The sequence below is a fragment of the Psychroflexus planctonicus genome, from assembly GCF_014640195.1.
GTDB lineage: Bacteria > Bacteroidota > Bacteroidia > Flavobacteriales > Flavobacteriaceae > Psychroflexus > Psychroflexus planctonicus.
Genome location: NZ_BMGM01000004.1, coordinates 261,497 through 275,357 on the forward strand (window position 1 = coordinate 261,497; position 13,861 = coordinate 275,357).

The window sequence follows — 13,861 nt, forward strand, 5'->3', positions numbered from 1 at the left end:
GATTTTTGAAAAAAAAATGAATGGCGAAGAAAAAACCAGATCAAGTAGTATTTGATGAAGAAGAAGAAAAATACAACGCAAGTTTACTCCCGTACGCAAGTAATACGGGTGCTCCAAAAATAACGCCAACCGATGTTACGTCTTGGAAAAACAACAATGTCCAAAAAGTAAATCACCAAATAAAAACGAAGTATGATGCTTTGAAAAAGGAATACGAAGCTTTGATGGAGCAATATGAATACAACAATTTAATTTATAATGCCACTTATAACTTTGAACCCATTGTAGGCGAAACTTATCATTTATATGAACACGAAAAAAAAGGAATTTTCCTTTCCTTAATTGCTCCAAACGAATGTAATTTCAACTTTAAAGGAAGTTTCCGTTTAAACGAAGATAAAATGTGGGTGAAAATAGATTAAATTTAGGACTGCTTAAAAACTAATTTGAAATGATTCAACAATACAATCCATATAATGGAGATTTTTTAAACGAGTTTCAATACATTTCGAATACAGATGTTGAAGCTGCAATTACTAATGCGCACCAGGCTTTCAGAAATTACAAGCAGATTCCGTTTGAAGAACGTAGCAAAGGTTTAAGAAATTTGTCTTCTCTTTTAAAAGAAAATAAAAGCAAATTAGCCACTTCTATGATGCTTGAGATGGGAAAACCTATTGCTCAAGCCAAAGCAGAAATTGAAAAATGTGCTTGGGTTTGCGAATTTTACGCAGAAAATGCAGCTTCTTTTTTAACTCCTAAACAAGTTAGAACTGATGCTCAGCTTAGTGAAATTCATTATGAAGCTTCTGGAATTTTGCTAGCCATTATGCCGTGGAACTATCCATTTTGGCAAGTATTGCGTTGTTTGGCTCCAGCAGTTATGTTGGGAAATGCTGTTGTTTTGAAACATGCAGATAATGTATTGCAGTCTGCTAAATTGCTAGAAAATTTGGTTTTAGAAGCTGGGTTTCCCAAATACATTTTTCAACATCTTATTATAAAAGAAGAGCAAACAGAACTGATTATTGCGAATCCGCATGTAAAAGCAGTCACTTTAACAGGAAGTACAAAAGCCGGTAAAGCAGTTGCAAAATTAGCAGGAAAACACATTAAAAAATCGGTCTTAGAATTGGGCGGAAGTAACGCTTTGGTTGTTTTTAAAGATGCCGATGTAAAAACTACCGTAAATATTTGTGTGAAAGCCCGATTTCAAAACACAGGTCAAAGTTGCATTGCAGGAAAACGCCTTTTGCTTGACGAAGCTATTTATGAAGAATTTATGCTAGAGTTAGAGCAAAAAGTGAAGGAACTCGTGGTTGGAAATCCTGCAGAAAACGAAACCTACATTAGCGTTTTAGCAAGAGAAGATTTAGCTGAAAATTTAGAAAATCAGTTGAAAAAATCTGTAGAAATGGGAGCAAAAATTCGCTGTGGTGGAAATAGAAAATCTACCTTTTTTGAACCTACTCTTGTTGAACATGTCACCCCCAAGATGCCTGTTTTTGAAGAAGAAACTTTTGGGCCGCTTTTGGCGGTCACATCTTTTAAAAATACAGATGAAGCCATAAAATTAGCAAACCATCAGCATTATGGATTAGGTGTTTCTTTATTTACAAAAGATATTGAAATGGCCAAAAAGATAGCTACAAAATTTACCGATGGAGCTGTATTTGTAAATTCATTGGTAAAAAGTGACCCTAGACTTCCATTTGGAGGAAGCCAAGATTCAGGTTATGGTCGTGAACTAGGAAAAGAAGGTTTGCTAGAATTTGCAAACATCAAAACGCTTTACGTAGAAAGTTAATTTACTTTAAACCTAAAATTTCATAAATGTTGAAACAACTTGAAAAGTAACTCAGCATTCATTTATTTGGGTAAAAAACAATTAAATTCAATTGATAAATATTGGTTAGAAAAATCTAAGGATGTTTATATTTGCAGCTTCAAAATTGCGGTAATGATTTTTGTTTTTTTCATATAGTACAATAAAAATCAATAACTAACCGCTAAACATTTTCTAATGAAGATTTCATACAACTGGTTAAAGCAATTTATCAACACTAAACTAAGCGCAGAAAAAGTAGGCGAATTACTTACCGATTTAGGCTTAGAAGTAGAAGGAATTACAGATTTTGAATCGGTTAAAGGTGGCTTAAAAGGCATTGTTGTGGGAGAAGTTGTAACATGTAAGCAACATCCAAATGCAGATCGATTAAAACTTACCGAAGTAAATGTAGGCGAAGATAAAAATCTACAAATAGTATGTGGAGCACCTAATGTTGCAGCGGGTCAAAAAGTTCCCGTTGCTGTAATTGGCACCACACTGTATGACGAAAAAGGCGAAGCTTGGAAAATTAAAAAAGGGAAAATTCGTGGTGAAGCAAGTCACGGAATGATTTGCGCTGAAGATGAAATTGGACTTGGTAAAAGCCATGACGGAATTATGGTTCTAGATGAAAGCTTAAAACCGGGTACGCCGCTCAACCAAATTTTTGAAATTGAAACAGACAAAGTTTTTGAAATTGGATTAACGCCTAACCGTGCCGATGCCATGAGTCATTGGGGAGTTGCTCGCGACTTAAGAGCAGCTTTAATTCAAATTGAAAAAAATGCACCGATAAACACTGCTCCAGTAAGTAGTTTTCATGTAGAAGATAGAAGCAAACGCATCAACATAAAAGTTGAAAATTCTAAATTAGCTCCGAGATATTGTGGCTTAACCATCAGTGACATTCAAGTAAAAGAATCACCTTTATGGTTACAAAACAGACTAAAAGCAATTGGCGTAAAACCCATTAATAATGTGGTAGATGTCACTAATTTTGTACTTCACGATTTAGGTCAGCCTTTGCATGCTTTTGATGCAGATAAAATAAAAGGAAACAAAATCATTGTAAAAACACTTCCTAAAGGGACAAAGTTTACCACTTTAGACGAAGTAGAACGCGAATTGCACGAAGAAGATTTAATGATTTGTGATGAAAAGAAACCACTTTGTATTGCTGGTGTTTTTGGTGGTTTAGAATCGGGTGTGACAGAATCTACATCCAGTATTTTTCTAGAAAGTGCTTATTTTGATCCAGTTAGTGTTCGGAAAACAGCCAAAAGGCATGCTTTAAATACAGATGCATCTTTTCGTTTTGAACGTGGAATTGATCCCAATATCACCGAATATGCATTACAACGCGCAGCTATTTTAATTGAAGAACTTACCGGCGGTAAAATAAGTAGCGATATAGACGATTTCTACCCGAAGAAAATTGAAGATTTTCAAGTGTTTTTAACCTTCGATAAAATCAATCAACTTATTGGTGAAGAAATTGATTCGGGAATTATTAAAACCATTTTATCTTCATTAGAAATTAAGGTAAATAATGTTTCAGAAAGCGGAATGGGCTTAACTATTCCAGCTTATCGTGTAGATGTTAGAAGAGAAGTAGACGTAATTGAAGAAATCCTTCGGGTGTATGGCTACAACAACATCAAGCTAAATGATAAATTTAATGTTTCAGTTGCCATTTCTGATAAATTTGAAGATCATAAAATTCAACAGATTACAGCGCAACTTTTAGTAGCAAAAGGTTTTTATGAAACAATGGCGAATTCATTAACGACGCCAAAATACATTGAGTTTACAAAAGATTTAACTGCTTCAGAAAACGTAGAAATTTTAAATCCGTTGAGTCGAGATTTGTCTGTAATGAGACAAAGTATGTTGTTTTCAGGTTTAGAAAGCTTAGCTTATAATTTGAATCGTCAAAACTCAGATTTAAAGTTTTTTGAATTTGGAAAAACCTATCACCAAAAGGAAAAACGGGAAGAATACAAACATTTAAGTTTGTTGGTTACTGGCTCAACTCATTCAGAAAGTTGGACGCTAAAACAAGCCCATGCCGATTTCTTCTATTTCAAAGGCATCATTGAAAGCATTTTACAACGTTTAGGAATTACCGATTATCAATTTACTAAATCGGATGCTAGTATTTTTGCTGAAGGATTAGTTTTTCAAATAAAGGACAACAACTTAGTGACTTTCGGAAGAGTAAATCAATCTATTTTAAAGGAGTTTGATATCGATCAAAATGTGTTGTATGCAGATTTTAACTGGAATTACATATTAAAATTAGCTAAGAAATCTACTTTTCAATTTCAAGATATTCCTAAATTTCCAAGTGTAAGAAGAGATTTTGCCTTGCTAGTAGATGATGCAATTAGTTTTGATGCTATTTCGCAAATTGCCTACAAGACAGAAAAGAAAATATTGAAATCGGTTAACTTATTTGATGTATATCAAGGAGAAAATTTACCCAAAGGTAAAAAAAGTTATGCGGTGAGTTTTACTTTTCAGGATGCTCACAAAACCTTGACCGATAAGCAAATTGACAAAACAATGGATAAATTCCTAAAACAGTTTCAGCAGGAAATTGGCGCAAGTTTGCGTTAAGTTTTTGTCCAACGCTTCAATATTTGCTTAACAGAAGTTAAAATTCGATTTGTATTTGTAGATAATGCTTTAAGCTTCTTACTTTTATGTCAGAAAAAAAAGCTATGCTAGAAAAGACGAATATCAAGAATAGATTGGATGCTGTAAGGGAAAAGTCTAGTACAAGCAGCATTGATGTATTAAATGAAGTGCAATCCATTTTAAATCAGACGCATAAGGACGATCAAGAAATTGTAGATAGAATTGAAAATTCGGATACAGAGATTCCTAATCAGCTCAATTTTGATTTATTAGAATCGGAAAACATCTATCACATTTCACAAATAGGCAAAATTTGTATCGATTACCGATTACGTTTTTTAGATTCTAAATTATATAAAGGCGATTTACCTTACGAAGCCATTTCGAAAATTAAAGAACTAGAAAATAAACACAATACTACTTTGAATGGTTTTAAAATGATGGCACCATCAAAATTATTCAAATTAGAAAATGCTGACGATCCATTGTTGTTTGCACCTATGGGAAATGGTTATTATTATTTTATTCATAAATGGGGTTCAGATTTGCATCCGCTTAGAAAAATAATGATGTGGCCTTTCAAGACTTTTGAAACTTTTATCTTCACCATATTTTTAACTAGTTTATTATTTACCTATCTAGTACCCAAAGGATTTTTCATGGATCAAAATTCAGGAACAGAATTCTTTTTACTCTTTATATTTATGTTTAAATGGTTAGGCGGCATTGCCTTATATTACGGATTTGCAAAGGGTAAAAACTTTAATACAGCAATATGGCGGAGTAAGTTTTTTAATGCTTAGATATACATCCCGCCAATGAGCGGGATTTTTTTTGCTTATCTCAAAAATACCACTAAACTTTTCGCATTTTTGTGCGTCTAAAATCAAAATTTAAATTTATTAATCTACTAATATTAGTTCAATGGAAAGAACAGACTTATTGAAAATTGCATTGGAGCACGGAAGCCCAGTTTATGTTTACAACAGCGAAAAAATGATTTCGCAGTATAAACGCCTTGAAAATGCTTTTCAAAAAGTCAAACACTTGCGTTTGCATTATGCCGTAAAAGCGCTGTCCAATATTTCTGTTTTAAAATTATTTAATAGTCTAGGAAGTGCATTAGATACGGTTTCTATTCAAGAAGTAAAGTTGGGTTTAAAAGCAGGCGTACCTGCTGAAAAAATTATCTATACACCCAACGGCGTATCTGTTGAAGAGTTGGAAGAAGCCGTAAAATTAGGCGTACAAATCAATATAGATAACTTGATTATTTTAGAACAGTTTGGGGCTAAACATCCCGAAGTACCGGTTTGTATTAGGATTAATCCACATGTTATGGCTGGTGGAAATACAAATATCTCAGTAGGTCATATCGATTCTAAATTTGGAATTTCCATTCACCAGATGCCACATATTTTACGAATTGTTGAAAACACTGGAATGCATATCAATGGAATACACATGCATACAGGGAGCGATATCCTAGATATTGGCGTATTTCTTCACGCAGCTGAAATTTTATTTGAAGCTGCAGAAAATTTTAAAAATCTTGAATTTTTAGATTTTGGTAGTGGGTTTAAAGTTCCATATCACGATAATGACATTGAAACAGATGTAGAAGAATTAGGTGAAAAATTAACAAAGCGTTTCAATCAATTTTGCAAATCTTACGGTAGAGATTTAACTTTAGCTTTTGAGCCAGGAAAATTTTTAGTTAGCGAAGCCGGATTCTTTTTAGCAAAAGTAAATGTGGTGAAACAAACAACTTCAACTGTTTTTGCTCACGTAGATTCTGGGTTCAATCATTTAATTCGCCCCATGTTTTATGGCTCAAAACATGAAATAGAAAACATTTCGAATCCAAATGCTAAAAAACGATTCTATTCGGTTGTAGGTTACATTTGTGAAACCGATACTTTTGCCAATAACAAAATGATTAATGAAATTAGTGAAGGCGATATTTTAGCTTTTAAAAATGCTGGAGCCTATTGCTTTTCTATGGCGAGTAACTACAATTCAAGATATCGTCCTGCTGAAGTATTATGGTACAATGGCGAAGCACATTTAATTAGAAAAAGAGAAACTTTTGAAGATTTAATTCACAACCAAATTGAACTGCCTATTGAAGCAAACGCAGTAGAAACCATTTAAAATGCATACCAAAGAAGAAAAATTAGCCGCTTTTGGTCGTCTTTTAGATATCATGGACGAGTTACGCGAAAAATGTCCTTGGGACAAAAAACAAACTTTAGAAAGTTTACGCCACTTAACCATTGAAGAAACTTACGAATTAGGGGAAGCTATTTTAGATGGCGACCTAAATGAAGTGAAAAAAGAAGTAGGAGACATTCTTTTGCATTTGGTTTTTTACGCTAAAATAGGAAGCGAAAAAAAAGCTTTCGACATTGCAGATGTTTGTAACAGTTTATGCGAAAAACTCATTGATAGGCATCCGCATATTTATGGAGACATTGAAGTTAAAGACGAAGAAGAAGTAAAGCAAAACTGGGAAAAGCTAAAGTTAAAAGAAGGAAACAAAAGCGTTTTAAGCGGAGTGCCAAAAAGTTTACCTGCTTTAGTAAAAGCAAATCGCATTCAAAATAAAGCAGCTGGAGTTGGTTTTGATTGGGAAAAGCCCGAACAGGTTTTTGAAAAACTTCAAGAAGAATTAGGAGAATTTCAAAATGAAGTACATACACAAAACCAAGAAAAAATGGAAGCAGAGTTTGGCGATGTGTTATTTTCGATGATCAACTATGCTCGTTTTTTGAATATTGATCCTGAAAATGCACTTGAGCGTACCAACAAAAAGTTCATTAATCGTTTTCAATTTTTGGAGAACAAAATCAAAGAAAAAGGCAAGAATTTAAAAAATTTATCCCTAGACGAAATGGATGTATTTTGGAATGAAGCAAAACAAAAAGAAAAGAAAATTTAACATTTGTATCCCATTTCTATAAATTAGGGTTAAAAAGTTAAACATTTTTTCTGCTAATTTTCATTTTTAGCACTTATCTTTATATTCGCAAAAAACTTAAATATTTTAAAAATGAAAAAAGTATTCGCATTTGCACTTGTATTCGCTCTTGGTACAACTGCTTTATTCGCACAAGAAGTTACAGACGAGCAATTTGACAAGTTTGCAAAAGCATTTCAAACTGTTCAACAAGAAAATAACAAAGCTCAGATGGAAATGGTTGCTGTTATTGAAGAAGAAGGTTTAACTGCAGAACGTTTTAATACAATTCATCAAGCAAGTATAGATCTTAATACAGAATCTGATGCTACTGCTAAAGAAAAGAAGCAACATCAAGCAGCATTATCTAAGTTAGAAGCTAAAAATGAAAAATTGCAAGCTCAGATGGAAGAAAAAATTAAAGCTTCAGGTTTAAGCATGGAAAAATACCAAGAAATTTTCCAATTGGTACAAACTGATCCAGAAATGCAACAAAAATTGATGGAACGTTTCCAAGGACAAGGTCAACAAGGTCAAGGTCAAAAATAAATTCCACTATTTTATAAAAAAAAAGCTCGCAAATTTGCGAGCTTTTTTTTTGCATAAATTCAAGTCCTAATCTTGGTTAACGGGAAGTTTTGGATAATCTGTATATCCTTTTTTACCAGGCGTATAAAATGTATCTTCATCCCAATCAGCTAACATGGCTTTATCTTCAAATCGTTCCACTAAATCCGGATTGGAAATAAAAAGCTTTCCAAATGCAACACAATCTGTTTCTTCATTATTGATTACTTCATTTCCACTTTCTCTATCAAATCCTGCATTAATCATTAAGTTCCCATGGTAAAGCGGTCTGAAATGTTTAGCGATGTTATCTACTAAAAAATCATATTCACTTACATCGTTAAAAGGTTCAGATAAATGTAAGTAAGCCAAGTCATAATTGTTCAACTGCTTCACGATGTATTCAAAAGTAGGAATGGTTTCTTCATCAGCTTCCATTCCAAAAATTCCATGTAAAGAAGGGTTCAATCGAACTCCAATTCGATCTTCTGGAAAGAAAATTTTGACTGCTTCTAAAACTTCAAAAAAGAAACGTGTTTTGTTTTCAACACTTCCGCCGTATTCATCTGTACGTTGGTTAGATGAATTATTGAAAAACTGGTGAAATAAATATCCGTTTGAAGAATGAATTTCAACACCATCAAAACCTGCATCAACTGCAAACTTAGCAGCAGTTTTAAATTCTTGTACGGTGGCTTTAACTTCATCAGTACTCATTTCATGTGGAGTTACGGTATCTTTAAAACCATCCGGTGTAAAAGATTTGGTCTTAGGGTTTATAGCACTTGGCGCCCAAGGTTTATCTCCGTTATGAAAATCTGGATGCGAAATTCTACCTACGTGCCATAATTGTATGAAAATTCTTCCGCGTTCTTCATGAACTGCTTTGGTAACTTTTCGCCAAGCATTTAACTGTTTTATAGTATGTATCCCTGGTGTGTTTACATATCCAACGGCACGTTCAGAAACCTGAGCACCTTCGGTAATAATTAATCCAGCACTTGCTCTTTGTTTGTAGTATTCTACATGCAAATCAGTAGGAACTTTGTCTGGATTGTCAGCTCTACTTCTGGTCATAGGAGCCATAATAACTCTATTCTTCAAAGCAACTGCACCTAGTTGCATTGGTTGTAATAAGGCTTGTTTTTCACTCATAAATTTTTTATTCAAATGTATTTAATAGATAAGTTTAAGCTAGTTAAAGCTTTAATAAATGAAATAGAATAAATAAGAACACCATCTAATAAGTCTGTTTGTTAAAATTAGCTTTTAATTTTCAATAGATTCAGCTTTCCATTTATAATATTTATATTTTTAAGAAAATTACAATCACCCTAAACAAATCAAGATGAAAATTAAAAAAGTACTGGTCGCCAATCGTGGAGAAATTGCTATTCGAATATTCAGAGCTTGCACAGAAATGGGAATTCGTACCGTTGGAGTTTACACTTTTGAAGACAGGTATTCATTACATAGATATAAAGCAGATGAATCTTATCAAGTGGGTCAAGATGAAGAACCGCTGAAACCGTATTTAGATATCGATGAAATTATTCGGGTTGCCAAAAAGAACAATGTAGATGCTATTCATCCCGGTTATGGATTTCTTTCTGAAAATGCCAAGTTTGCTAAAGCTTGTGAAGAAAACAACATCATTTTTGTAGGACCCAAAGTTTCTGTTTTAGAATCCTTAGGGGATAAAATCATGGCCAAAACCGTGGCTATTGAAAACGACATTCCTATTATCGAATCGAATCAAGAATCGCTTACCAATCTTGAAATTGCCACCAAAGAAGCTAACAGAATCGGGTTTCCATTAATGTTGAAGGCCGCATCTGGCGGCGGCGGACGTGGTATGCGTGTGCTAAGGTCTATTGAAGAACTTAAAAATGCCTACACTGAATCCAAACGTGAAGCCAAAAATGCCTTTGGAGATGAAACCGTTTTCCTAGAAAAATTTGTAGAAAATCCCAAGCATATTGAAGTTCAAATTGTAGCTGATAACCACGGAAACACCGTGCATTTATTTGAACGGGATTGTTCGGTTCAACGCCGCTACCAAAAAGTAATTGAGCTGGCACCATCATACGGTTTGAGTGACGATTTGAAAGAAAAATTGTATGCTTATGCAGTGAAAATTTGCAAAGCAGTAAACTACAATAATGTTGGAACGGTTGAATTTTTAGTAGATGATGATGGAAGCGTTTATTTTATTGAAGTAAATCCAAGAATTCAAGTAGAACACACGGTTACCGAAGTAGTTACCGGAGTTGACTTAATTAAAACCCAATTGTATGTTGCTGGTGGTTATCCATTAAACAGCCCAGAAATCAATATCGAAAGTCAAGAACAGTTGGAGTTGAACGGATTTGCCGTACAATGTAGAATTACTACGGAAGATCCTAAAAACGACTTTAAACCGGATTACGGAACCATCACCACTTACCGAAGTGCTTCCGGTTTTGGAATTCGCTTAGATGCAGGTAGCATTTACCAAGGGGCAACCATTTCCCCGTTTTTCGATTCCATGTTAGTAAAGATTTCAGCAAGCAGCCGAACTTTAGATGATGCTTGTAAAAAAATGCGCCGTGCGTTAGCGGAGTTTAGAGTACGTGGTGTAAAAACCAATATTGCTTTTCTCGATAACATTCTAAAAGATCAAACTTTCCGTGATGGAAAAGTAACGGTGAATTACATTAAAAACACACCTGAATTGTTTGACATCAAAGAACCTAGAAACCGAGCTACAAAATTAGTGAGCTTTCTCGGAGATGTAACCGTAAACGGAAATCCCAACGTAAAAAAGAAGAATCCAGATGCCAAATTCCTAAAACCGGCTGTACCCAAATTTGATGTAAAAGGAGATTATCCGAAAGGAACAAAAGATAAGTTAACCGAATTAGGACCAGAGCAATTTGCCAATTGGTTGAAGAACGAAAACAAAATTCAGTATACCGATACCACCATGCGCGATGCGCACCAAAGTTTGTTAGCAACCCGAATGCGAACCTATGACATGATGAAAGTAGCCGAAGGATTTGCTAAGAATCATCCGGAAGTGTTTTCGATGGAAGTTTGGGGTGGAGCTACTTTTGATGTCTGTATGCGATTTTTATATGAAAATCCTTGGGAACGTTTACGTTTACTCAGAAAAGCCATGCCGAATATGTTGTTGCAAATGTTGCTTCGCGGTTCAAATGGAGTAGGGTATACTGCTTATCCTGATAATTTAATCGAAAAATTTGTAACCGAATCTTGGGAAAATGGTGTAGATATTTTCAGAATATTCGATTCACAAAACTGGATGAAATCCATTGAGCCTTGTATACAATATGTAAGAAATAACACCCAAGGTTTAGCGGAAGCTGCCATGTGTTACACGGGCGATATTTTAGATCCAAATCGAAAAAAATATACCTTAAAATATTACCTTCAACTTGCCAAAGATTTAGAAAATGCGGGTGCACACATTTTAGCCATCAAAGACATGGCAGGTTTGTTGAAACCCAAAGCCGCAACAGAATTGATTACAGCTTTGAAGTCGGAAATCAACATTCCTATTCACCTACACACGCACGACACCACTTCCATGCAAGCTTCAACCTATTTGAATGCGGTAGAAGCAGGAGTAGACGTGGTAGATGTTGCATTAGGTGGTTTATCAGGATTAACTTCACAACCCAATTTCAACGCTTTTGCTGAAGTGATGAAGTACCACAAACGCGAAAATCCACAAAATTTAGAAAAACTGAATGAATATTCTATTTACTGGGAACAAGTTCGAACCTATTATTATCCATTTGAATCTGGACTGAAGTCGGGTAGTGGAGAAGTATACAAACATGAAATCCCGGGTGGACAATATTCCAATTTAAAACCACAAGCCGAATCGCTTGGATTGGCAGACCGTTTCCATGAAATTACCGATATGTATGCGCAAGTCAATCAGTTGTTTGGAGACATCATCAAGGTAACGCCTAGCTCCAAAGTAGTTGGGGACATGGCACAGTATTTAGTGAGCAACAACTTGAGTATTCAAGATGTGTTGGACAAAGGCGAAAGCCTTTCTTTTCCGCAGTCGGTCATCAATTTCTTTAAAGGCGATTTAGGTCAACCTGTGGGTGGTTTTCCAGAACGTATTCAAAAAATTATTTTGAAAGGCGACAAACCCTATACCGATCGACCAAATGCACATTTAGAACCTATCGATTTTGATAAGGAGTTCAAGGCTTTTCAAAAAGAATTTGCTGATGGAATGGATCGTGAACTAGAAATAACCGATTTTCTTTCGTATAAATTATATCCAAAAGTCTTCAAGGATGCGCATGAAAACCACGCGAAATATGGAAACGTATTCAATTTACCCACCAAGAATTTTTTCTATGGAATGGAACCCGGAGAAGAAATTGTAGTGGAACTGGATCGCGGAAAGACGCTGTTAATCACTTTTGTTTCCTTTGGCGAAGTTGACGATAATGGGCTTAAAACCGTTTTCTTTAAAGTAAACGGACAAACCCGAACGGTGTTAATTCGCGATGAAAGCATTAAGGTCGATAAAGTTCAACACCAGAAAATTGATAAGGAAAACGAAAAACACATCGGTGCACCACTGCAAGGTTCTTTAACTGAAATTTTGGTGAAGAAAGGCGATACGGTGGAGAAAAATCAAGCTTTGTTTGTGATTGAAGCCATGAAGATGGAAACCACAGTAACCGCAAACGCTTCCGGAAAAGTGGAAGAAGTGGTATTGCAACCTGGTGTCATGGTTTTTGCTGACGATTTGGTTATTCGTTTGGAATAATTAGCTAATTTGAATGCTGCGAAGTTGCAAGCTTCGCATAGCGCTAGTATTTTGCAAATTGTGATTACTCGGATTTGAAATCCGAGTACAACTTAGCTTTTCGAAGTCTAGAACCAGCTACATCTCGACTTCGCTCGATGCTAAAATTGTGATTACTCGGATTTGAAATCCGAGTATAACTCTAACTTAACTTCTTACTGACTCTGCGAATTTGCAAGCTTCGCATAGCGTCGAGGAACTAGCTACATCTCGACTTCGCTCGATGCTAAAACAGTACTAAAAATATTATTTTATATTAAATAAAATTACAAAACTAGCACTGCGAAGTCTGAGACTTCGCAGCAAGTTGTAAAAAGTATAAACTGAATGAAATGATACATTTTGAATGATGAGAAGTTGCAAACTTCGCATAGCGTCGAGAACCAGCCACATCTCGACTTCGCTCGATGCTAAAACTGTGATAACTCGGATTTGAAATCCGAGTATAACTCTAACCTAACTTCTTACTGACTCTGCGAAGTTGCAAACTCCTATGTTTGTTTTATCTTTAAAAAGTAGTGGTGAGAGATGAGAGCCTATTGCAAACTTAATAGCTTTTTCAAAGTATATTCATGCGAAGATCATAGCCTCATCTCTTTCTTTCTCTTAGAGTTTAAACAGAATGTAATGCACATAAGCTTCTAGTTTTTGTAGCAACAATATTCAACCAGGAGAAAAAACGAAGGGAGACATCCACTTTTATTTATTAACCTGTAAAACTTAATTATGAAATTATTAAAGCAAATTGTGGGTATTGATGTTGCCCAAGTTGAACTGGTTTGTTGTTATGCAGTATTATCAGATGATTTAAAAACATTTATTAGAACTTTTGCAACCTTTAAAAATAACAGCAAAGGATTTTCAAAGCTTCTCAAATGGCTTAAAGAACTGCAGACTAATTAATCTGATTTAATTTTTGTAATGGAAGCAACTGGTGTATATCATGAGAATTTGGCACATTGGCTCCATAATAAATCTTTTAGTGTTAGTATAGTTCTTCCTAATAAGATTAGTAATTATGCTAGAT

Annotated in this window: 10 protein-coding genes; 9 read left to right on the forward strand and 1 reads right to left on the reverse strand. The window is 34.8% G+C overall.

The window, feature by feature from the left end:
- Positions 1-20 precede the first annotated feature (20 nt).
- From IEV72_RS06080 to IEV72_RS06110, 7 genes are all read left to right on the forward strand, one after another.
- Entirely contained in the window at positions 21-422 is a 402-nt protein-coding gene (locus tag IEV72_RS06080; RefSeq protein WP_188458204.1) for a DUF2452 domain-containing protein, read from the forward strand.
- A 29-nt stretch (positions 423-451) separates the two neighbouring features.
- Positions 452-1,807: an NAD-dependent succinate-semialdehyde dehydrogenase gene (locus IEV72_RS06085; RefSeq protein WP_188458205.1), complete on the forward strand. Its 1,356-nt coding sequence runs from the start codon at positions 452-454 to the stop codon at positions 1,805-1,807.
- A 216-nt stretch (positions 1,808-2,023) separates the two neighbouring features.
- The gene (gene pheT, locus IEV72_RS06090; RefSeq protein WP_188458206.1) at positions 2,024-4,447 is read left to right on the forward strand and encodes a phenylalanine--tRNA ligase subunit beta; all 2,424 of its coding nucleotides are present in this window, start codon (positions 2,024-2,026) and stop codon (positions 4,445-4,447) included.
- Positions 4,448-4,533: 86 nt separating this feature from the next.
- Complete coding sequence (locus IEV72_RS06095; RefSeq protein WP_229731819.1) at positions 4,534-5,271, forward strand: hypothetical protein; 738 nt, start codon at positions 4,534-4,536, stop codon at positions 5,269-5,271.
- 121 nt (positions 5,272-5,392) lie between these two features.
- Positions 5,393-6,622, forward strand: a complete 1,230-nt coding sequence (lysA, locus tag IEV72_RS06100) for a diaminopimelate decarboxylase (RefSeq protein ID WP_188458207.1) — start codon at positions 5,393-5,395, stop codon at positions 6,620-6,622.
- A 1-nt stretch (position 6,623) separates the two neighbouring features.
- Positions 6,624-7,409, forward strand: a complete 786-nt coding sequence (gene mazG / locus IEV72_RS06105) for a nucleoside triphosphate pyrophosphohydrolase (RefSeq protein WP_188458208.1) — start codon at positions 6,624-6,626, stop codon at positions 7,407-7,409.
- Positions 7,410-7,520: 111 nt separating this feature from the next.
- Complete coding sequence (locus IEV72_RS06110; RefSeq protein ID WP_188458209.1) at positions 7,521-7,976, forward strand: DUF4168 domain-containing protein; 456 nt, start codon at positions 7,521-7,523, stop codon at positions 7,974-7,976.
- 66 nt (positions 7,977-8,042) lie between these two features.
- Here IEV72_RS06110 and IEV72_RS06115 read toward each other — a convergent pair whose 3' ends face one another.
- The gene (locus IEV72_RS06115; protein WP_188458210.1) at positions 8,043-9,149 is read right to left on the reverse strand and encodes an alkene reductase; all 1,107 of its coding nucleotides are present in this window, start codon (positions 9,147-9,149) and stop codon (positions 8,043-8,045) included.
- Positions 9,150-9,342: 193 nt separating this feature from the next.
- Between IEV72_RS06115 and IEV72_RS06120 the strand changes: the two genes are divergently transcribed.
- Both IEV72_RS06120 and IEV72_RS06125 read left to right on the forward strand, forming a co-directional pair.
- Positions 9,343-12,795: a pyruvate carboxylase gene (locus tag IEV72_RS06120; protein WP_188458211.1), complete on the forward strand. Its 3,453-nt coding sequence runs from the start codon at positions 9,343-9,345 to the stop codon at positions 12,793-12,795.
- Positions 12,796-13,560: 765 nt separating this feature from the next.
- Positions 13,561-13,737 (forward strand): hypothetical protein, encoded by a 177-nt coding sequence (locus IEV72_RS06125; protein WP_188458212.1) that lies wholly within the window; start codon positions 13,561-13,563, stop codon positions 13,735-13,737.
- The last annotated feature ends 124 nt before the right edge of the window (positions 13,738-13,861 follow it).

Coding starts and splice junctions, on each gene's coding strand:
- IEV72_RS06125 (WP_188458212.1), top strand. CDS start 13,561: ATGAAATTATTAAAGCAAATTGTGGGTATTGATGTTGCCCAAGTTGAA.
- pheT (WP_188458206.1), top strand. CDS start 2,024: ATGAAGATTTCATACAACTGGTTAAAGCAATTTATCAACACTAAACTA.
- IEV72_RS06110 (WP_188458209.1), top strand. CDS start 7,521: ATGAAAAAAGTATTCGCATTTGCACTTGTATTCGCTCTTGGTACAACT.
- mazG (WP_188458208.1), top strand. CDS start 6,624: ATGCATACCAAAGAAGAAAAATTAGCCGCTTTTGGTCGTCTTTTAGAT.
- IEV72_RS06080 (WP_188458204.1), top strand. CDS start 21: ATGGCGAAGAAAAAACCAGATCAAGTAGTATTTGATGAAGAAGAAGAA.
- IEV72_RS06085 (WP_188458205.1), top strand. CDS start 452: ATGATTCAACAATACAATCCATATAATGGAGATTTTTTAAACGAGTTT.
- IEV72_RS06115 (WP_188458210.1), bottom strand. CDS start 9,149: ATGAGTGAAAAACAAGCCTTATTACAACCAATGCAACTAGGTGCAGTT.
- IEV72_RS06095 (WP_229731819.1), top strand. CDS start 4,534: ATGTCAGAAAAAAAAGCTATGCTAGAAAAGACGAATATCAAGAATAGA.
- IEV72_RS06120 (WP_188458211.1), top strand. CDS start 9,343: ATGAAAATTAAAAAAGTACTGGTCGCCAATCGTGGAGAAATTGCTATT.
- lysA (WP_188458207.1), top strand. CDS start 5,393: ATGGAAAGAACAGACTTATTGAAAATTGCATTGGAGCACGGAAGCCCA.